This is a genomic window from Olivibacter sp. SA151 (genome assembly GCF_054130995.1).
In genome coordinates, this window is the sequence record NZ_CP096391.1 from 4,293,476 (window position 1) to 4,315,414 (window position 21,939).

10 protein-coding genes are annotated in these 21,939 nt (G+C 42.7%); 1 reads left to right on the forward strand and 9 read right to left on the reverse strand.

Features of this window, described 5'->3' with window-relative positions:
• Window positions 1-157: 157 nt before the first annotated feature.
• The 8 genes from M1D52_RS17710 to M1D52_RS17745 all read right to left on the reverse strand — a co-directional run bounded on the left by M1D52_RS17710 (window position 158) and on the right by M1D52_RS17745 (window position 19,183).
• The gene (locus M1D52_RS17710) at window positions 158-4,321 is read right to left on the reverse strand and encodes a hybrid sensor histidine kinase/response regulator transcription factor (protein WP_437393399.1); all 4,164 of its coding nucleotides are present in this window, start codon (window positions 4,319-4,321) and stop codon (window positions 158-160) included.
• A 761-nt stretch (window positions 4,322-5,082) separates the two neighbouring features.
• Window positions 5,083-5,919, reverse strand: a complete 837-nt coding sequence (locus M1D52_RS17715; protein ID WP_437393398.1) for an alpha/beta hydrolase — start codon at window positions 5,917-5,919, stop codon at window positions 5,083-5,085.
• A gap of 62 nt (window positions 5,920-5,981) precedes the next feature.
• Complete coding sequence (locus tag M1D52_RS17720) at window positions 5,982-7,748, reverse strand: glycoside hydrolase family 43 protein (RefSeq protein WP_437393397.1); 1,767 nt, start codon at window positions 7,746-7,748, stop codon at window positions 5,982-5,984.
• A 66-nt stretch (window positions 7,749-7,814) separates the two neighbouring features.
• The gene (locus M1D52_RS17725) at window positions 7,815-10,346 is read right to left on the reverse strand and encodes a glycosyl hydrolase 115 family protein (protein WP_437393396.1); all 2,532 of its coding nucleotides are present in this window, start codon (window positions 10,344-10,346) and stop codon (window positions 7,815-7,817) included.
• A gap of 14 nt (window positions 10,347-10,360) precedes the next feature.
• Window positions 10,361-11,926, reverse strand: coding sequence for a glycoside hydrolase family 43 protein (locus M1D52_RS17730; RefSeq protein WP_437393395.1), 1,566 nt, complete (start codon window positions 11,924-11,926; stop codon window positions 10,361-10,363).
• A gap of 51 nt (window positions 11,927-11,977) precedes the next feature.
• Window positions 11,978-13,930, reverse strand: a complete 1,953-nt coding sequence (locus M1D52_RS17735; RefSeq protein ID WP_013665920.1) for a RagB/SusD family nutrient uptake outer membrane protein — start codon at window positions 13,928-13,930, stop codon at window positions 11,978-11,980.
• 33 nt (window positions 13,931-13,963) lie between these two features.
• Window positions 13,964-17,065 carry a SusC/RagA family TonB-linked outer membrane protein gene (locus M1D52_RS17740; RefSeq protein ID WP_437393394.1) on the reverse strand — a complete coding sequence of 1,034 codons (3,102 nt, stop codon included), beginning with the start codon at window positions 17,063-17,065 and terminating at the stop codon, window positions 13,964-13,966.
• A 468-nt stretch (window positions 17,066-17,533) separates the two neighbouring features.
• A complete protein-coding gene (locus tag M1D52_RS17745) occupies window positions 17,534-19,183 on the reverse strand; it encodes an alpha-L-fucosidase (RefSeq protein WP_437393393.1) in 1,650 nt (549 codons plus the stop codon).
• 60 nt (window positions 19,184-19,243) lie between these two features.
• On the opposite strand from M1D52_RS17745, the gene M1D52_RS17750 reads away from it, so the two are divergent.
• Window positions 19,244-20,335, forward strand: a complete 1,092-nt coding sequence (locus M1D52_RS17750) for an AraC family transcriptional regulator (RefSeq protein WP_437393392.1) — start codon at window positions 19,244-19,246, stop codon at window positions 20,333-20,335.
• 15 nt (window positions 20,336-20,350) lie between these two features.
• Here M1D52_RS17750 and M1D52_RS17755 read toward each other — a convergent pair whose 3' ends face one another.
• Window positions 20,351-21,928, reverse strand: a complete 1,578-nt coding sequence (locus M1D52_RS17755; RefSeq protein ID WP_437393391.1) for a glycoside hydrolase family 43 protein — start codon at window positions 21,926-21,928, stop codon at window positions 20,351-20,353.
• Window positions 21,929-21,939 lie beyond the last annotated feature (11 nt).

Consider the following 21,939-nt stretch of genomic DNA (forward strand, 5'->3'; position numbering starts at 1 on the left):
TTATGGATCTATTGACAAGAAGTATTTATCAAAAATATCCGTTAACCGAATGATTACGCCGATGCTAATCGAGAAAAAAGAGATAAAAATGTTTAAATCCAGCGATTGCTTCGTCGTCCCTCCTTGAAAAGACGAAAATAGGGAGCGTCCCCTTCCTTTATTTCTCCTCCTGCATCATCACATTCCTGCCCTTTGAAACTGCCTGAATAAATTCTGAAGGTGTCAGCTGATACTTTGCTTTAAAAACTTTGGTAAAATAGTTGGGATTGGCAAAGCCCGTTTCATAAGCAACTTCAGCAACGTTCATATCGCTTTTCTCCAGTAAATAGGCTGCTCTTTCTAGTTTTGCGGCACGTATAAATTCTACAGGGGTCATACCGGTAAACTCCAATAATCGATTGTATAGAGATGCTCGGCTAATAAAAAGGTGTGCGCTCACACTTTCGACTGATAATTGGCTGTTGCCCATATTTTCGTGGATATAGGCAACCACTTTCTGCAAGAATTTTTCTCTTTCGGATACCACTTCGTCTTCAGGAACCGTTATACTGATTTGTTTAGAATAGGCATCTTTAAATGCCTGGTTTAAAGACAACAAATTAGCTATCTTAGTCTGCAAGACAGCAAAGTCAAAAGGTTTAGTCATGTAATCGGTCGCTCCGGATTCCAAACCAAGCAACAATCCTTTTTCTTCATTTGATGCCGTTAGCAAAACAACCGGAATATGTTTCGTTCGCTTATCTGACTTCAATTTCCGAACTAAATCCAGCCCATTCATCACCGGCATTTGAATGTCACAAACGATAATATCCGGGTGGTGAAAAAGAGCCCGTTGCCATCCTTCCTTTCCATCTGCGGCTTCAAACACTCTATAGTAGGATTTTAAGTTATCTTTAATATAAAAGCGGAAATCATCGTCATCCTCTATAATCAAAACGGAAGCATGCGACGTAAGCAGCTCACTTTCCATGGGCGTCTTGTCATAAGGTGTGGTCGGCTTTGTTTCATATGCTGCCGACACTGTTTCGTCTAAATCTGACGTTACGCGTTTAAGGTTTACATCAAAAGAAAAAATGCTTCCCTTACCAGGCTCGCTTATTACTTGCAATTTACCACCATGCATATCTACAAAAGTCCGCGCGATGGATAAGCCAATACCGGTACCTTGATTCAGTATCGTTGCACCTGAATCATATTGAAAAAAACTATCAAATATCCGTTGCTGAGCTTCTTTGGGAATACCAATGCCGGAATCTTTCACGGCAACATGTAATGATACGAATTCATTGTTCGCACCACTTTCAATTTTTTCTAAATTTAAAGATATGGCCCCTCCCTCTGGTGTAAACTTGAAAGCATTGGATAGTAAATTGAATAAGATCCGCTCAATCTTATCATGGTCGAACCAAGCGGAAACCGACGATAAGGAGGTATAAAATGCGTAATCGATTTTTTTTCGACTGGCCAGATCGTTAAAAGAATCACTAATCTCCTCTATAAAAGAAACGAAATTGCCCAGTGTACATTGCAGCCGTAATTCCTTCTCTTCCATTTTTCTGAAATCAAGCAGTTGATTCACCAGATTCAGTAATCGACGAGCATTTCGCTTAATCAAATTCAACTGGCTAGATTGCCCTGGTTCCTGTGTCTGTGCTATCAAATTATCAACAGGCCCCATAATGAGCGAAATTGGCGTGCGAAATTCGTGGCTCAGATTGGTCAAAAATTTAATCTTCATCCGATCCAATTGATGTAGATGCTCAGCTTCCTTACGCTCTTGTTCTAATAGCTGTTTAGCCTGCAGACGCTCCTGCTCCAAGGCAAATTTTGCCTCCAGTTTTTTAATGCCCCGATGACGTATATACAATAAAACACCTCCAATCACTATCATATACACCATATAAGCATATATAGTACGCCAGAAAGGTGGTGCGACAGTCACGCGTATGGACCTACCTTCTTTATTCCAAACCCCATCGTTATTACTTGCTTGCACATGAAATGTATACGCTCCCGGATCCAAATTTGTATAGTAAGCACTATGTTCCCTACCCGCAATAATCCAATTTTTGTCAAATCCTTCCAGTTTGTATCGATATCGATTCTCTTCTGCTACTGTAAAATTCAATGCTTCAAAGGAGATCAAAAAGTTCTGTTTGTATTTTAATTGAATTTCCTTCGCCATTAATAAGGAACTGCGAATGGGGCCCTCCTTTGAAGGTGAAATGCGCTGGTTATCGATCTTTAAGTCTGTTAAAATTACGGGTGGCACATTCTTATTTATCTTTAGTTGGGAAGGATTGAAGTGGTTGAATCCTTTTTGTCCGCCAAAGAAAATTTCACCATCACTAAGACACAAACCGGAGCCCAATACAAAAGATCCCGTCTGTAAACCGGCATGATAAGAATAATTTTTGAAACTATTTTCCTTTATATCGTATGAACTTAATCCTTTGTTGGTACTGAACCACAATTTACCCGAGTGGTCCTCAAGAATTTTCTGAACCACGCCATTGATCAAGCCATCATTTTCTGACAAGGTGATAAATTTCCCGGTTCCTTTCTTTAGATATCCGATCCCGTTGCCAGCTGTACCAACCCAAATATTTCCTTCTCGATCCTCCTTAATGGTTAACACGTAATTACTCGGCAACCCACTATTGGCTTTATTATAAAATGAAAACCTCTTATTTTCAGGATTAAAGATGGAGATGCCGGAGCCAAAGGTACCGATCCAAATGCAACCACCTCGATCCTCTTCAATGGATCGAATGTAATTACTGGCAGGCTGTGTCGGGTCATCTTCGCGTATAGCTGTGTGGACGAATTTCTCAATACGCTCCTCGTCGACATGTAGCAAATTAAGCCCTCCTCCATTTGTTCCAATCCAGAGATTGCCTTTTCTGTCTTCCTTTAAACAAAAAATATCGGCATGGTTTAAATGCTTCGCTCCCTTGCCCTTTATGTATTGCTTGCTACGTTTACTCTCGGGGTCGTATGAAAATAAGCCATCCATATAGGTTCCCAACCACAAACGATTGTTATGTCCCATTTCCATGGCCAAGACACTCAGATCGTGCGCACAATCACGTTTTGGCTTGGGTATTTCTATATGTTGCAACAAATTCGAGGAACGGTCATATAGATGCAGACCACCTCCATCGGTGCCTACAAATACATTTTGGCCATATTCGGCAAAAGCCGTTACAATCGGCGAACGTAATCCATAAGGGTCGAAGATATTGCACTCCTTTAAATTAAATTGACTCAGGTTTTTGTCATATTTATTGAGTCCGCCCTGATAAGTGCCCACCCAATATATTCCTGCTTTATCAATAAGGATGGAACGGATTGATCGGCTGCTTAAACTCTGCATATTCCGTTTATCCGGTCTAAAGCTCCGGATTTTTAAAGAGGCCACATCGAGTACATCTAAACCTTCATCCGTACCTACCCAAAGACCATTTACGCCGTCAGGCGCCAAAGCGTATACTTTATCGCTACTGATTTTCAATGGAGCCGAGGTTGAATAATAATTTCTGAACGTCCATTTTCCTTTCTCTAGCATACCGAGCCCTCCCATTGTTCCAACCCAGAGTTGTCCCATCCCATCCTCTGTTATGGCAGTTACATAATCGTCTGCCAGGCTTCCCTTGTCGGATTCACGATGTTTAAAGGTCGCTAATAATTCGAGTTTATGGTTATAAACGTACAGACCACTATCGGTACCTATCCACATTTGTTGCTTTTTATCTCTAAAAATCACCAATGTATTCTTTCCCGAAAAAGTGTCCATCAATTTAGCATAGTCGTCATGATCAACGAGGTGTTTCGTATGGGGATTAAAGATATATAAAGCCCCATACGAAGCAACCCAAATATTCCCTCGACTATCGTCTCCGATGCTCGTAATAGCTGTACTGAATTTTTTACGGAGCGGTTGTCCCCTATAGTTAATGATGGCGTCTTTGCTACGATCGTAAAAGCTTAATGCCCCGCCATTGGTTCCAATCCAAAGACATCCATTCGAAGCTTCGTATAAAGCCGTAATGTGGTTTGCTCGAAGACTTTCTTCTTCCTGGGGGTTATGTCGATATACTTTGAAATTTGTTCCATCAAAGCGATTAAGGCCATCCTCGGTAGCCAGCCATAACAAACCAAAACTATCCTTCCAAATACCATATACCGTATTAGATGAAAGACCGTCTTTGGTGGAGTAGCTTTTAAACCCTGTAGGTAGTTCATGACCGCCTACAACACAAAAACAACATAGGCAAAAAAAGACCAGTATAACGTAATGACCAGTAATACTTCGCATCATAACAGGCTCCTTTCAGAAAAACTGAATTAATTAGTTAGTTGATGCTAAAGTAAGCAAATAGAATTGGATTTTCACATAAAAATATGCGATAAACGTTTTAGCGACACTAAAAATAACTGTTTCATTACTAATAGATTACAAAAATAACCAACGTTGGCAATTTTAACAGGTATTCACAAGAGATAAGTATTATAATTTATATATGTGACCATCGGCTTTTTGCACTTAAACAAGGGTTTCGCTTTAATATACAGAAGAAGGTGTTTATATTAAAAGAAGGTTTTCTTAATCAAATCTATCGTGTTCTTTTTGTCTTAACACAAAAAGAACCAAAAAAGTCAAGGCATGTGTAGGCTACCTTGCAACCGATGGCAAAGCATCACTGGCGCGTATTGGAGCCGTTTCACTTCCTCAATCCGCTTGGGGATTGCAATATGAGCGAGGGTGCAAATGCTTTACTGCTCGTTGCGTCGATATCCTCCAAGGCCGTTTTTCCTAGCGCGGGACTGTATTTAAGACTAAAGATAATACGTTCGGTTAAAAGTAAAAACCCACCGTTCTGCAATATGTCGCCTCTAAAATTTACAAGTAGTACTGGGAGGCACTGTCGTTCCTGTAAATTTTAAAGCGACGAGTTTTTGCGTCACTTTTTGCGGAAAAAAGTGACTAAAGAAAATGTTTCTTTTTAAAAGCTATATCCCCGATAGCTTTCCGATAATCATTTTTATTTAAACTCAACAACTTTCTGCGAGACACAATGGTCATTTAAATATTTTTTGACTGAACCAATAGAGATCGTTCTTCCATACGTTAAAATCGTGCCCACCGGATTCAACATAATAAATATGGGGCACTTGGTGTTTTTTTAAGTAATCGTGCAGTCGGCGACTAAAGGTGATTAAGCGATCTTCATCTCCACAGGAAATCCACAAAAGTTTCAGTTTGCTTTTAGCGTAAGCGGCATCAGGAACCAGCTCTTCAGGTGTTTTAGTATTAGGAGCCGACGAAAAACCACCTATCCAAGCAAAGCTTTCGAGATTGCCAAGGCCGAAATTTAAAGACTGCCCGCCTCCCATTGAAAGCCCTGCTAATGCACGATGCTCCCGATCGGTATACACCGGATAATTCTGCTCGATAAAAGGAATCAAATCCTGGAGCAAGTCTTGTTCAAATCGAGCAAATGCCTGTACCTTTACACTATCGAAAACGTTGCCAATAGCACGATCATCTTCCATTGCTCTACCGTTCGGAAGTACAACCAACATTGGCTCTATTTTCCCCTCTGCGTATAGATTATCCAAGATGATATGCGGTTGCCCATTAACAAACCATTCTTTTTCGTCACCACCAATGCCATGCAAAAGATATAAAACCGGATACTTTTTGTTAGCTGAAAAGCCGGGGGGCGTATATACGAGTGCTTTGCGATCTTTACCAACCACGGCAGACGGATAAGATAGGGTATCAATTTTACCATGTGGAATATTGGTCTGCGGTTTATCGAAATCCACCGGGGCAGCTCCAAGCTTATCCTGTGCTAAACAACTGCATGTCAATGCAATTAGTCCAATTAAAAGAGTACAACTTGTTGTTTTCATCCAATTATTTTCTTTTATTCATTTTTTGCTTGCTTTTATAAGCATCATGCCGTCTTCAGCGGTCAATCGCTTTTAGGGCTTATATCATTTGCCTTCGTCGCATATAGTCCGATGAGTGCACCGGTAAAACCACCGGCTACATCTGTTGACAGGATATCCCCCGAAACAGCTCCACCCAAATTTTTAAAATTCTTTCCATCAAAAGCATAGCTGAATTGGTAGCGATCTCCTTGCGCCGAAACTTGCAGTTCAATTGGTTTACTTGTGTCAATTCGTTCTTGCGCGATAAGCTCGGACTGGCCATTCCTTGTACGCTGTAAAACCAGGTAATGTTGTTGTCCTTTTTTCGTAATACCAAAAACATAATGAAACGTTTCCTTTTGTAAACAAGTAATCCCTGCCAAATGCTTTTCGGACATCGGTTGATAGGTCATACGAACTGTCGCCGAAAAATCCTTATGTTGTTGTCTATAAAACAAGGCCGATGTGGGCATTATTTCATTAATGTTGGTTTCCAAAGGCGTTATTCGTAGTCCTTCCTTGCCCGTTTGGACAAAGTTTTCCCGAGGGCCTCTTACGCCGATCCATCGCATATCCAAGGTCTTTCCCTTAAAATCATCAATGAACGCGAAATTCCCATTAGGTAGAAAGCCATTTTTTCCGGTCTTGGTGACCACACCTGATGGCATTTTCAATTTCACAGGCATCGGTTCGAGCCCCCCTTCAAACACCGGGAACACACCTGACCAATCTACCGGCAATATAAAAGTCTCACGTCCCGTATTCACACGGTTTGCCTCATTAGGCCTAACACCCAAAAAAACGCCGTAATATTTCCCATCGGGACCCTCCACCAAATCGGCATGTCCGGCCCAGTCGACCTTATTTTTCCTATCCTTTGGCAGATGCCGTTGACTCAGAATCGGATTTTTAGGTGCTGGTTCGAAAGGTCCTTTAGGGTTATCGCTAACAAAAACAACTTCACTGTGTTGATCACCGGTACCACCTTCGGCACACATCAAATAATACCGCCCATTTCTTTTATAGAGATGCGGGCCTTCTATCCAGATCGGCTTCTTACTGATATCTACACCTCCGTCAACAATCACCTTATCTGAACCCGGTATGATCTGATCACGTTCCAGATCATAATCCCATATTTTTATAACCCGATGACCATTATATTGCTCCTTACCCTTCTCGGGTGCATCGTTATGAACCACGTAAGCTTTTCCGTTGTCGTCAAAAAACAGCGCTGGATCAATTCCTTCAAAATCGAGTTTGATCGGGTCGCTCCATCCCTTCAGTGGATCTTTCGTTTTTACCACCATATTTCCTATCCCCCCCGCAAATTGTGTTGTGATCATGTAAAAGGTCTCGTTATGAGGATTGTAGCTAATATCTGGTGCATATATTCCCTCGCTCATACCCGCATTTGTTACCTTCAGCTGCGAAGGCCGATCAAGAACGTGCCCAATTTGTTTCCAGTTAACCAAATCCTTGGAATGAAAAATAGGAACACCCGGAAAAAATGCGAAAGACGAATTCACTAAGTAATAATCATCACCTTTACGCGTAATGCTCGGATCTGGATAACACCCCTGTAATATTGGTGTATAGAATTCATTTGCCTTCAGCGGATTTTTTTGATAAACTTCATCCTTTCCCTCATACTTAAAATAGGTGAAAAGCGGAGCGGAATCGAACGGATCCGCTGAACTATTGGTTACCTGTGCTTGTGAAGGCCAAGGTAAAAGCGCAAAAAATACTATTAAAAAAATAGGACTGATCGGAAAGCGTAACGGTGTGCCTTTAATTTTCTTCATCATATAATTCTATTATTGTTTCGTCTTCTGTCTGTATGATCCTTTGTTCTCATCTTCAGGTGCTAAGCGTTAATCATCTCTTTTGTACTCACTTTGTGGGGGACCTAAATATGATGGTTTTAATCCCCCTACATCCAAAATAATCTTCTGAAACACAATACCTGGTTCCAACGGACGGATGCGAATCGTATGAAGCCCCGCCTTTTCGATAAGGTGTGTAGTAGCGGTTTCTATGATCCGTTTCGCCTGCCATTCACCGAGCTCTCCCCGATAATGCCCATTGATATTCACCTCCTGCTCAGCCCCTCCGTCCATAGACACGGCATAACGTAAACCTTTATTCGCATTGAAATTTAAAGTTGGCGAAGTTAAAACAATCAATTTTGCTTTTCCTGTCGCCCGGAGATCTATCTTATACTCAAGGTATACCTGTTCATCGGGGGTATTGGTCACCGGAGCGGTTGTTACACCGGAAAGCGTTTTTCCTAGATCCGGTATGATCGTCCATGCAACCTTGTCGCTCCCACTAGCGATATGGTAATTTTCAGCCTCCATCGATACATAACCGTCGGCCTCTATAAAAATTTTATGTTTCGGCTTCGTCATAGGCAAATAACTTACATCAGGCATCGTGCTTTTGTGAGGCTCTTGCCAAATCTTATAGCCAATCCGAATCTGATCCATCATATGCGACCACTTGCCATTCGCTATATCTTTATTATAATGTACGGTTAATATTGAATCGCGTTCGAAACAGCGCTTAACCTGATCGGCCCAATAATTAGCTCGCTCATTATTTTTGTTCGCGAAAAATCGGTTTTTGGCTACTGCATAATACATTTCGTATAAATTAGAACATGCATTGATAGGAAACAGGACCAATTCGTCAAAAGCGTACCGATACTGTTGAGGCAATATGTAGTAAAGTCGCATGGCATCGATCAATAAATTACGATAGTCTTCAACCACGCGTTCAAACTCACCATAGTTTTCCAAACTGTAGGTGTTTTCGTCCAACAATTCAGGTGTAATCCGATGATTATATTTTGTATAAGTATTGATCAAACGGGCCGATTCTTTCGCATACTGTTCACCGAATTGTTGTGCACACCAGCTTTCAGTATGCTGTAGCAAATTGGACGCGTTAAACTGATTTGGGTTCCATGCCATGTCCAGGAAAAATGAAATCGGATATTCCATCGGTTTTAAATCACCTACATTCACAATCCATATCTGGTCCACTCCATATTGATAAGCCAGGTTCATCTGTTCCCAAACGCGTTGCACCTGACTGACATTAATCCACTTCGAATTGCGGGGACCGCCCACGTAATCGAAATGATAGTAAATCCCATAACCGCCGCTCCTTTTTTTTGCAGCCGGATCCGGTAGCTTCCGTATATTTCCCCAGTTGTCGTCGCAGAGCAATAGGGTTACATCATCGGGTACGCGCATTCCTTTATCATAATAATCCTGCACCTCCTTATACAAGGCCCAAAGTTGAGGTGTTTCTTTCGCAGCTTTGCCGGTCTCATCGGCAATAATTTTGCGCTGGTCGTTCACAATTTGTTCCAACAGCTGGATGTTACTCTCCTCGCTCATTGGCTCATCACCGTCGCCACGCATACCGATGGTGACAACACTTTCTCTAGCTCCCATCCTACGAATGCCACTTCGCCAGAAATCCCGAAGGTTCTCGGCATTCTGCTGATAATCCCAAGGTCCTTTACCATAACGGCGCCATTCATCATGAGCTCGGGTCAGTGGTTCATGATGCGATGTTCCCATAACTATTCCCATTCTGTCGGCCCAAATTGCATTTTCGGGGTCATCATCATAGAAAGCGCTTCCCCACATAGCCGGCCAGAGGTAATTGCCTTTTAGACGCAGAATAAGCTCAAAAACATGCTCATAAAATTCATGGTTAAAGCCACCAAACTTTTCTTTAGCCCAACCGGATAATGCAGGAGCTTCGTCATTTAAAAAAATACCACGGTACTTAACCTTCGGTTGGCTGATTGTCTTTATCGAGCGGGCATACACCGCGGAATGCCGCTGAATAGGAACATCCGCCCACCAATACCAAGGCGATACGCCCATCTGTTTAGATAACTCATAAATGCCATAGATCGTTCCACGCCGATCACTTCCCACAATAAGTAATGCTTTTTCTACACCAGGTAATGGATTGTCTATCGTTTGTGTCAGCGATGCTTCCCACTGCCCACGGATTGCAGATACATCAAGCTTCTTCTGTTTTACTAATTGATCGATCAATGGATTCCGGTCCAAGGTACCTATTAAAAGCAGCGTTTTACTCCCTGCCGACACGTGATCGGGTGTCACTATGGGTTCAACACCGGTTACCTTTTCAAAATCTTGCCGCAACTGATCTATTGCCCAGACAACCGCGTCATCTTCGTTTCCTCCCCCTATAATGGGAATTGCGTTGCCGCCTTTTACCAGAGGCAAGTAGCCCGGTTGTTCAGTGAAGTCAATATATGCAGGTATATCAACGCTTGCAGCAATCAACGAAAAACTTATCTGCAGTGCTAAAATCGTAAGTAACGAAGCTCTAAAAATAGACCGAATCGCTATCATGTTATTTGTCTTTATCATTTATCCTTATAGTCAAAAAAATCAATGTCTACATATCCTCCGGTATTTTTAGTTGCGTAATTGAACAATCCAAACCGATAACCCATAAAGTGGGGCAAGGTATAAGACATTTTCAAAGGTGTTCCAATCGATATCCATTTTTCCCCGTCTAGACTAAAAAAGAAATTGGCAACGTCCCTCTTATCCCTGAAATCGCATGCAGCTTTCAGATATACGCGTTGTTGATCCAAGGGAATTTTTGCAAACTCCTTAGGACTACCGGTCGAAGCATTAACCATGACCAAATATTTTTGATTACCCACTGATTGGACGCCAACTATTCCATAATTTTTTTGTAAAAGAGATAAGCCGGCAAAATCGCCATCTTTCATTTTGTCCACTTCTATGGCAATGCTCGCACTACAAGCAGGACCTATTGTCCGCTGTGTTAATGTATTTCTTGCTTGTAAGAAGTTGGTATCAATGCGACTGGTTTTCAACCGGAGGTATCCCTCACGCTCGGTCACGGACCAAAGCGTATCCACCGGGTTATGATTCCACTGCCATACTAGAGGTAATTTTATTTCTCCTTTTTTGCGACTGAAATTGTCCGAATTAACGATGCCTGGAACCAAGCCTTTACTTGCAGGTAAATTTAGCTCTTGGGGTACCTTACCATCAATGCCCAATATCGGCCAATCATCTTTCCATTGAACGGGTACTAAAAACGGAATACGACCAACCGCACCATGATCTTGAAACAGATAAGCGTACCATTCGCCATGAGTGCTCTCAATCAAGCCCCCTTGTGCTACGCCTTTATCTTGCAACATCACCCGCCCTTCATAAGGTCCCATCAACTGATCAGCGCGATGAACAATGACCGTACGCATGCCTCCCGGAGGCCAGGATATATTAAAAAGATAGTATTTCCCGTTTACCTTAAATAGCTGAGAACCTTCTGCCGGCAATCCGCCCTGCGTTCCATTCGGTGTACTTGGCAACGTTGCATTGTCGATCAACACATGTTGGGTTTCAGGCTTTATGCCGGAAAAATCCGGCAATAACTCAACAATATGCAGTTGGCCACTGCCCCAAATCATATAAGCCTTATCATCTTCAAAAAAGAGGGTATGATCGTGCATCATCGGCTTGAACTCTTTTACCTCCCAAGGACCTTTTTCTATATCTTTAGTCATATAGATATAGGTTTTACCGGTAGTCTGCGCAAATGTACTTACATAATAAACCCCCTTGTGGTATCGAAGACTACTGGCCCAAGAACCTCTACCATAAGTATTTTTACCATGATTCAGATTGAGTTCATCCCTATCGGCCAAAGCCTTATGAGCATAGCCAATCAGCTCCCAATTGATGAGGTCTTTGGATTTCATCAAAGGTAGCCCGGGATTCATGTGCATGGTAGTACTACTCATATAATAAGTATCTTCAACACGAATCATTGACATATCCGGCACATCCGAAAAAATAACAGGATTTCGAGCTTTTGCATTTTGGGCTATGCTACTTAAAGGCATCAATATCATCAATACCGCCCCACTTAAAAGGAACAATCTTTTCATGGTCTATTTTTATTGACAGCCCACCATGAGCTGTCTCTCATTATTCTACTCCTAGTTATATCCCGGATTTTGATACGCAGCTTTTTCCGCTTCCGTCATTTGCATACCATCTAATTGACCTTGCGGTATAGGACGCAAATAATGGAAAGGCTGGATGCTCCGTGTCACGGTCATCGGCGTATGATCGCCAATACCATTGCCTCCTATACGATAGTTAGCCGACAATTCAGCCCATTTCTGTGTCCGCACCAAATCGTACCAACGGTAACCTTCTCCATAGTACTCCCGGGAACGTTCGGCCAAAATATAGTTAATATCAATCGTAGTAGGCGTAGCTGCCGTCATCTGCGCACTGTAATCGGCTATCTTTTCCATATTTCCCGCATTATCGAATGTCCATTTTCCTGCACGCGCCCGTATTACGTTAATCAGTTCTCTGGCCGATTTACCACCCTGTACGGCAGCCCCCTTGACAGCTGCCTCAGCTGCAATAAAGTAAAGTTCAGAAAATTTAGCGATATTAAAAGGTCGAGTACTTCCCGCATTAGGTTGACCTAAACCGTCGCCGTTATCTGTGCGGTAGGTTCCTAACTTCCAAAGGCCCGGATACCTTAGCCTACTGACCCCTTCGGGAGAAATAACGAAATCTGCCCGTCCTGGTAATGCACCGGCTCCTACATTACTTTTTGAGGCCCAGTTAGCATAATCAATTGGCGTTTCAGGTTCTTCCGTCAAAAAAGTCAATATCGGATCCCCCGGATTAACAGGCAAGTTATTCGCATTGTATAACACCGCTTGGGAAACACCGGCCTTTGGCCAGTTCCCACGATAAACGGTCACGAAAGTACCATCATACCGCGAATCATTGGTTTTATCCGCAAAGGTATTTTTTATGACGTCAATGGTTGGCGCCATCCGCGTCCATGGGCGGCCCAACGACTGCACGGCCTCGCGTTGCACGGAGCTCACGGCATTCGACCACGAAGCATCGCTACCACTTCTAAGGAGGGTATAATTCCAGGTAAACATCCAAACAGCGAAATTATCAGGTGCACCGCCGCTTCCATATTCTAAGCTTCCTCCATTGTAAAATGCACTCTTCTCCGTATGATCCGCATACAATAAAATTTCACTATTGCGATCGTTTGATCCGATATGTATGTCATAATAGCTTGGTTGTAAACTAAAGGGTCCCGGGTTGTCAATTGCTTCTACGGCTATATTATAAGCCTGCTGAAAATACCACTGAGCGTCGTGTCCATCGGGGTCTGTCCTACCAACTTCGGGATATGTAGGGATATTATTTGGGTTTTCGAGCCACCACGCATAGGTAAGATAGGCTTTCGCTAAATAAAGTCGAGCAAGTGTTTTCGTTACACCACCCGTTACCCGTCCGGCATTCGGTAGATTTTCCACCGCTAAGAGTAAATCGGGAAAAATCGCTTTCGTATACACTTCCGGCACGGTATTACGAACCGAAAAACGAACCGGATTGGTATTAAATTTCAATTCACCGGCTCCTAAGTCTAACGGTACTCCCCCATAGGTTTGCACCAGCAAGAAATAATCAAATGCACGAAAGAACCGAGCCTCTGCCACAATTGATTCAGCCACCCCTACATTAGCTGCATTTTCAATAATTCCACTTGCCGTGTTTATATTTGGAAAGCTTACATTCCAAACAAAACTCGTAGGATGGCTTGTGGCACTAATCTGACCGACACCCGACAGGTCCATATCTCTAAAGTTCCCATCCGCACTCTGCGCATAGGTCGCTTCATCCGTACCGGTAATACAAGAGTTATAATAGTAGGCCTCGCCATATAAATAGCGTAAATGTGCATACATAGACGTTATGCCACCCAAAACACCTTTTTCGGTAGAAAAGTAATCGGGAGTAAAAATACTGCGCGGCTGCTCGTCTAAAATTTTTGAGCAACCAGTCATTAATAATACCGCCAAGGCAGTACCGAGAAAACTTTTTATATTTATAATCGCTTTCATTTTTTATTTCTTTAATGGTTAACCGTCAAGGCATTAAAAAACAAGATTGAGCCCTACCACATAATTGCGGGTTGCAGGTGCATTCGTTCCAATTGTCAAAATCCGGTTCGGATAAGACGATACAGCTGAATTTTCGTCACCGAATGAGTTCGTTTCCGGATCCATGCCTGATTCACGATGATAAGGTGAAAACATAACAAAGGGATTTTGAACGGTAAAGTATCCACGTAAGCGCATGTTCGGGCTTTTAATTAAACTTCGATTAAAGTCGTACCCCAAAGAAATAGTACGTAGCTTCAAAAATGAAGCGTCAAAATAACCCAATGTGCTACCATACTTCGGATTATCGCCGCTAAGCGGTCCAGCTGGATTAGGATATTTCGCATCCGTATTCTCCGGAGTCCAATAGTCGACTTTCACATTATTATTACGCGTAGTAAGTGTATTCAAATACCCTCCTGACCCATATAAAGTACTTACCAGTAGTCCGCCGCTTTTGAAAAAGCCCACCACACTTAAATCGAATCCTTTGTACGCCAATCGTGTATTAAAACCGCCTTCAAAATCCGGATCAACATTCATCACTTGTCGATCGTCCGCATTAATAGGCCTGACAGGCGTACCATCATCATTGTAGCCGCCGGTATACTTCACCTTAATCATCCCGACCTTACCACCCGGTTCCAAAATATCCAAGTGAGGATCGCCCTCTTGCCACAGACCTATTTTTTCATAATCATAGATTGCATTGATGTTATAGCCAACAAACCAGGAGTTGCCCACATCCTGTGTGGCACCTGATGCAAGCGCGGTCAATTTATTTCGGTTCGCATAAAGGTTGACCCCAAGATCCCAAGTTAAACCATCTCGTCCGCCGGCTAAGATAGTCCCATTCAATGTCAACTCGATCCCTTTATTCTGCGTCTGTCCGATGTTAGCCGTATAACTCTGCACGCCGGATGTTGGCGGTAAACCGACACCGAGCAGTAAGTCTTTCGTATGCGTTGTATAATATTCAATTGTTCCTGATAAACGATTACTCAGCAGCGAAAAATCAAGTCCGTAGTTCCACGTTTCCGAAAATTCCCAGCCCAAGTTGCTATTCGGCAATTGAGTCACATAATATCCAACGGCATAATTTTCCTCACCGAAATTGTAAGGCCGCGTACTTAGACGCCCCAATGTAGCATAAGGAGCAATGGCTTGATTGGATGTTTGTCCATAGCCCACCCGTAACTTCAACATATTTATCCAATCAATCCCTTTCATAAACGATTCATTGGCAACATTCCATCCAGCAGATACCGCGGGATATGTATGCCAGCGATGTTCGGGGGCTAACCTTGAAGAAGCATCCGAGCGCAGGGTAGCTGATAGCATATAGCGATTATCATAGTCATACATGACTCTTCCCATCCAGGACATCAAGCCCCATAAGGTATAATTCTGTTGATCCGGATTGATGGTAATTTCTCCGGTGGCGTGCCCCAAATTATAAAACTGGAAAGCTTCAGAAGGAATATCCCTCGCGGACATTGCCGAAGAATTATACTTTTGCCGTTCCGCAGAATAAAGTCCGGTGAAATTCAAATGATGTTTTTCTGCTATTGTTTTATCGTAAGTAATCAGGTTTTCCACGGTCCAATGATAAGTATGCGCGTTACTGATTCCCGCAGTAGATATTGTTTGCGGATTTACGTTATTGACTCCTTCCCCCGTGTAATTACCATTATTACTTTGAATAAAATCCAGACCAAGGTTAACACGGTATTTCAATCCCTCCACCCAAGGGATATTCACCTCACCATACATCGAATTATAGGTTGCAAAGCCTCTGGTTTCGTTGATCCACATTCCGTCGTCATGTAGCCCCTCTACCACCTTTCTGGTCAACACATAATTATCGCCTAAAGAGGCGTTCACGGTTCTTTTTAGCGTGCCATCTTCATTATAAGGGTTGAGGATCGGCGAGGCAGCCAATACACCAAATAAGCCAAGTTGATTACCAGCGCTGATGTTATAATTGCTATTCGTTGTGAATCCCACGCGAAAATGTTTACCAATCCCTTGGTCAATTGAGCTACGTAACGAATATCTTTTATATTGTTGCGTAGGAATCAAGCCCTGGTTCTGATAAAATGCAGCCCCAACATTATAGCTCCCCTTTTCCGTACCACCGGAAATTCCGATATCGTGGCTATTTACTGCTCCGGTCCGGTAATTCAGCTCCTGCCAATCGGTGTTCACGTTATCGGCCTCATCTACACCATTTGAAAAGATACCGGCAGCTTTACGTAAGGCTACAAATTCTTCCCCATTCATCATGGGGTATCTGGCAAATAAGGTTTGCGCGCCATAGTAAGCGTTATAGCTAAACTTTGCCTGCTCACCTTGCCGACCTTTATTGGTGGTAACCAAAATCACCCCATTTGCACCTCGCGAACCATATATAGCTGTCGCAGAGGCATCTTTTAACACGTCTATACTTTTAATATCATTTGGATTAATATCTCCAAGTGAGCCTGGAAACGGGATACCATCCAAAACAACCAGTGGATTATTATCTGCTGTTAAAGAACGGGTACCGCGGATACGGATCTGCATTGTTGCCCCTGGCCGGGTGGATGTTTGTGCTAATTGGACGCCTGGCAAACGGCCTTGCAAGGCTTGTGAAATATTCGGCGTAGGTACCTGGTTTAGATCGCTTCCGCTAATTGATGCCACGGAACCTGTCACTGACTCTTTTCGTTGCGTACCATAGCCTACCACTACGACTTCAGAAAGCGCTTCAGCATTTGGAGAAAGGTCTACGTTTAGTGAGCTTTGTCCAGCTGCTTTTACTTCTTTCGACACATAACCGATATAAGAGAAAACCAAAACGGCATTTATATCGGGTACATTCAGGGAATAATACCCATCTTCGTTGGTTTTAGTTCCGATAGAAGTGCCTTTTACTTGAATACTAGCACCGGGAAAGCCTTTTCCGGATTCATCAACTACCCTTCCTTTTATCGCATGCTGCGCTTGTGCATTCATGATTGGTAGCATACAAAGGGCGACTATAAAAGCAAGACCGTAATGCTTCAGTCCGCGCCATTGCCCCATAACATAAGTTTGTAAAATTGGATGTTCCATAAAATAATTGTTAGCTTATAACATAGGTTAAATTGTGAACAGCGTTTTTAAAGCCCGACTAATAAAATTCAACGATCGGTAAAAATATTCTGCAAAAAAATCGACGACTTATTAGGCTGACTTATACTAAATTTGATGATCACAGCAAGACAAAAATATTTATACAGGCTCAGGAACAACCTATAAAAATGTTGACATTCCTAGCAAAAATGTTTAATCAGATGTCAAAAAACATCATTTTTCAACAAAAGCAGTCGATTCAGGCATTATTTAACGCCAACGTTAGCATTAATGCGTTTTCCTGACGGGAATAGGTCTGATCATTTGACGGACTCCTTTTCACACAGAACAAACGAGAGCGCTTTATAATACAGGCATCGATTTTGATTATCTTAAAACAAAAGATGCCCCTTACGGGGCACACTTTCACCAATAACCAATAATTTATATAGAACTTTTTACGATATATTAAGTGATCTTAAGTACATAAGCCGGTTCGTCCTTTTCGGCGATCTCAGGCAATGTCACTGCTAGCCCAGCTATGGTTTGTTCGAATTTTAGTTTATTGCTTGTACCTAAAAGAGTTACTTTCTTTACCTTATGGCTATCTGCCCTCAAATTTTTAATCAAAACATTGCCGGTTTCAGACCATCCCATTAAAATGGCATATATTACCCCGTTCTTCGTTGTGAAGCGGATATCGGCGGCGGTTAACGGTTTGTTCTTATCCTCATTGAAACCAGGGCCGGACAGTGGAGCAACGCCTTCCATCGCCGGACCTTCCCCGAAAACCTTCCAAGGCCTTGTCCCAATGATAGCCTCACTGTTAACGCTCATCCAGGAAGCAATTCCTTCCACTGTGTTCCGTGCCTCCGAATCGATGGAACCATCACCACGAAGCGGCACACTCAGCAAGAGATTACCGTTCTTACTAACGACATCTACCAGCATATGGATTACCGTTTTGGCACTTTTATAGCTTTTATTATCATAGATTCGTCTATCATAATGCCAGGCACCTATACAGGTGCAGGTTTGCCAGGGCTCTTTTTCGATTTTGTCGCTTTGTCCTCGCTCAATATCCCACACCATGCATTTCCGTTGCTGCTCATTCAAGATTTTACCATTGATAACCGCCTCCAGCTTTCCGTTATTTTTTTGTTGGTTAGCGTTGTAGTAGTGAGCTGCAATACGCAGTCCGGCATCATCAATTGGCCAGAGCGGAAGTACCGTATCATCAAAATAAACCAGATCGGGGTCATAATTATCGATTAGCTCAACCGTCCGATCATGAAAGTTTTCACAATAAGCTTTGGAAGGAACACTCACTCCCGAGCTTACGTCCCAGCTCCATTGGCGGTGGATCATGTTGTGGTCTTCGCTGTTTTCGCTCAAAGGGTGGTTCTGCGCATACAGCTCTTGCGGATCAAGACCATCCCACCATTTTCCGTTTCCGTCAGACTTCGTGAGTTTTCCGTCATAAGGGATGTCTTTGAGCGGGCCATTTTTATCGGCTCTTTGGGAAGTTTCATACCAGGTCCAGGCATGCGCGGCATGCACACTTACGCCGAAGCGCAATCCACGTTTTTTGGCAGCCTTAGCCCAACCCGCAACCAAATCTTTTTTTGGACCAATTTTGGTAGAATTCCACGGCTGATGGCTGCTATCATAAAGGTCCATATTATCATGGTGATTAGCTAGCGCCACAAAATATTGTGCTCCGGCACGTTTATATAGGTCCAATAACATTTCAGGATCCCATTTATCCGCTTTCCATTCGTTTATTACATCTTTAAAGCCGAACTTAGAAGGATGGCCGTACTTCTCCACATGGTAGTTATATTGATCACTCCCTTCCTGGTACATGCCTCTTGCATACCAATCGCCTCTTTCGGGTTGACATTGAGGGCCCCAATGTGCCCAAATACCGAATTTCGCGTCACGGAACCAATCCGGAACCTGATACTGTTCCAACGACTTCCATTCCGGTTTGAAATCGACTTTCGCTATCGGTGCATGGGGATGCAAGGTGTTAAAGGTCGACCTAGCAATTGATTTACTCAACCAAAGTGAGGGAATGGCCATTCCAAGGGCTTTTATTACGGTTCTTCTTTCCATTAATTTCTTGTCTTAAGTATTTTTATTGATATGAAGGTGAATGTTAAAAATTTGTTTTCGATGGTTTTACAATATGGTGTCACAACGCCTTTCAAAGTTAAGGGTATCGAGGCTATCCACAATGTCTATTATCGACAAATTATTTCACTTTATCGATTTTTGCTTTACGTTAAGCTTTACCCTAGTTCTCATATTTCATCCTTTATTCATATTGGAAGCTGTACTTTATCGACTTTTCTTATTATATTTAGGAAACATAAGGATCGTATGGATGAGAAGAAGATTAAACGAGAATTTATCTTATTGAATGTTGGGCGGGCCGTCCATCATGCGGATTGGAACTGGAAAAACATACACAGTCCTTTTGCCCGTATTCATTTCATCGAAAATGGATCGGCCGAAATTCTACGTGAAGATCACTCCTATACACTAAAAGCGGGACACTTATACCTAACACCACCCCACACCAAACATAGTTATAGCTGCACCGGTAAGCTGTCACTTTACTATATTCATATCTATGAAACTTTAGGCAAACAGCTGAGTATTTTCGATATTCTCGATTTTCCCGTTGAGATTAAAGCCGATGAGTTACTCGTCTTCCTTATTAAACGCTTGGCGGCTATCAATCCCAAGCTTGAACTACAAGCCTATGATCCGAAAGATTATGATAATTCGCCAACGTTGATAAAAAACATCAGTCAGTATACACAAAACCATCCCGGGGCAGAGATGGAAACGGAGGGTATCCTGAAACAGATTTTATCACGCTTTCTGGTAGCGGCTTCTGACAGAAACTTAGGGCTGGATGAACGCATTTTGAAGGTTATTCAATACATTCACGGCAATATAGACAAGCCAATAAGCATTAAAGAACTGGCGCAAATATCCTGCCTGACGGAAGATCACTTTATTCGCCTTTTCAGCAAACAGATGCAATGCACGCCTGGAAAATACATCAATCAGAAAAAGATCGAGCAGGCACAACTGCTAATGCTGGTAAAGAACATCAGCATCAAAGAACTTGCCTATCAACTGGGCTTTGAAAACATATCCTATTTCAATCGTCTTTTCAAAAAAATAGCGGGCGAAACCCCGGGAAAGATGCAACGCCGCATGTTGGCACCCAAGGAGCCACCACGGTCGAGATAATGATTACATAAAGCGCTATTTATAATAGAAATAGTCAACATCCACATACCCCTCTTCCGTTATGTCATTAAAACAGTAAATACCTAAGCGGTTGCCCCGGTAATTACCCCAGACCAATTGATACGGTTCTCCAAAGGGGATAAAGTCAGTACCGTCAAAACTATAGGAAAACCGGGACATACCATCTAATCTCCACTCCGATTTAAGCCAGATGAATTGTGATGAAAGCTGCCGACCTTTTACAACACGATCGTTTTTTCTATATTCTAGATAGCAGTTACCTTCTTCCTTCACGATACCGATAGCCGCATGCTGAGAGGAAAAATGACAAAGACCATTTTTTTGCCCTTCTGCCATATTCGAAACATCCATTTTGACAATAACTTTATTATCTAGCTTTCTGAAACTCCGTTGGGTAAGGGTATTACCTGCATACATCAGTTTATTTAGCTGCAATGGACGATAAGCTTTTAGGCGTAACCATCCCGGACGTTCGGATAACGAAAATTTCTCTTTTCGTGGTTGGTAATTCCACTGCCATTGTGGTGTTAATTCGTCACGATCGAAGTCATCGCTCCGTTTGATACTTAATTTTTCGTTTTTTCCAGCGGGAATACGGCCGCCCCAGGTCATTGTTCCAATTTTCTGTGGGAGCACCTTCCCAATTATCGGCCACTGATTTATCCAAGTGACAGGCAAAAGGCTCACAATACGCCCACTCCAATCACCGGTACCATGGTGTGTTAGAAAATACCAAGCTGAGTCTGGTCCTAAAACGATACCGCCTTGGTTGGGTTCCAGCGCTTCCAGGTTGGGCAATGCAAGCTGCTTTTCCTCTTGATAAGGCCCGGTCACTTTTCTTGATCGCTTTGCCATCACATAACGCCCAATACCCTCTTTATGCTCACTAAAGATCAAGTAATACCATCCGTTAACCTTTATTAACTTATTGGCTTCCCTCCCATTACCGGAGTTGATCAGGACCGCGGATTTCCGATCTATACTTCTTCCATCTGACGACATCTTGAAAAGATAGGTTTTATACCCGTCCGAAAAATGGGTGCCAACAAAATATCCTTTCCCATCATCATCCCACATTGCCGTACAATCATCCCAACCTTTATCGGAGAGCAAATGCGTCAGTGGCTCCCATGGCCCCTTCGGATGCGAAGCAGATGTCATAAAATATCCTTCATCGGGGGTTCCAAAGAACAAGTAGAATCGCTTGTTATGATATCTCAATGTCCCTGCCCACACACCTTTACCGTAGCGGTTCATGCGTGTCCAGTTCAGTTCTTCACTTACCTGAGTTAGATCGGCTATTGCATTTCCACATATTTCCCAATTCACAAGGTCAACGGAATGAAGGATTGTCATTCCAGGAGAGAACTGAAAAGTGGAGGATATAGCATAGTAATCATTACCAACTCGGATACAGTCGATATCACTGTAATCTGATGGGATGATCGGATTAACGTAAGTTCCATCGCCCTGATCTCCCCAATTTCGCCAATCGCCCCATTCTTTGTGTTGTTGAGCAAAAGAAAGAACGCTGAAAAATACACCAGATAGGACGGCTAATATATGTTTCATAATTTATTGCA

Coding starts and splice junctions, on each gene's coding strand:
- M1D52_RS17710 (WP_437393399.1), bottom strand. CDS start 4,321: ATGATGCGAAGTATTACTGGTCATTACGTTATACTGGTCTTTTTTTGC.
- M1D52_RS17715 (WP_437393398.1), bottom strand. CDS start 5,919: ATGAAAACAACAAGTTGTACTCTTTTAATTGGACTAATTGCATTGACA.
- M1D52_RS17720 (WP_437393397.1), bottom strand. CDS start 7,748: ATGATGAAGAAAATTAAAGGCACACCGTTACGCTTTCCGATCAGTCCT.
- M1D52_RS17725 (WP_437393396.1), bottom strand. CDS start 10,346: ATGATAGCGATTCGGTCTATTTTTAGAGCTTCGTTACTTACGATTTTA.
- M1D52_RS17730 (WP_437393395.1), bottom strand. CDS start 11,926: ATGAAAAGATTGTTCCTTTTAAGTGGGGCGGTATTGATGATATTGATG.
- M1D52_RS17735 (WP_013665920.1), bottom strand. CDS start 13,930: ATGAAAGCGATTATAAATATAAAAAGTTTTCTCGGTACTGCCTTGGCG.
- M1D52_RS17740 (WP_437393394.1), bottom strand. CDS start 17,065: ATGGAACATCCAATTTTACAAACTTATGTTATGGGGCAATGGCGCGGA.
- M1D52_RS17745 (WP_437393393.1), bottom strand. CDS start 19,183: ATGGAAAGAAGAACCGTAATAAAAGCCCTTGGAATGGCCATTCCCTCA.
- M1D52_RS17750 (WP_437393392.1), top strand. CDS start 19,244: ATGGTTTTACAATATGGTGTCACAACGCCTTTCAAAGTTAAGGGTATC.
- M1D52_RS17755 (WP_437393391.1), bottom strand. CDS start 21,928: ATGAAACATATATTAGCCGTCCTATCTGGTGTATTTTTCAGCGTTCTT.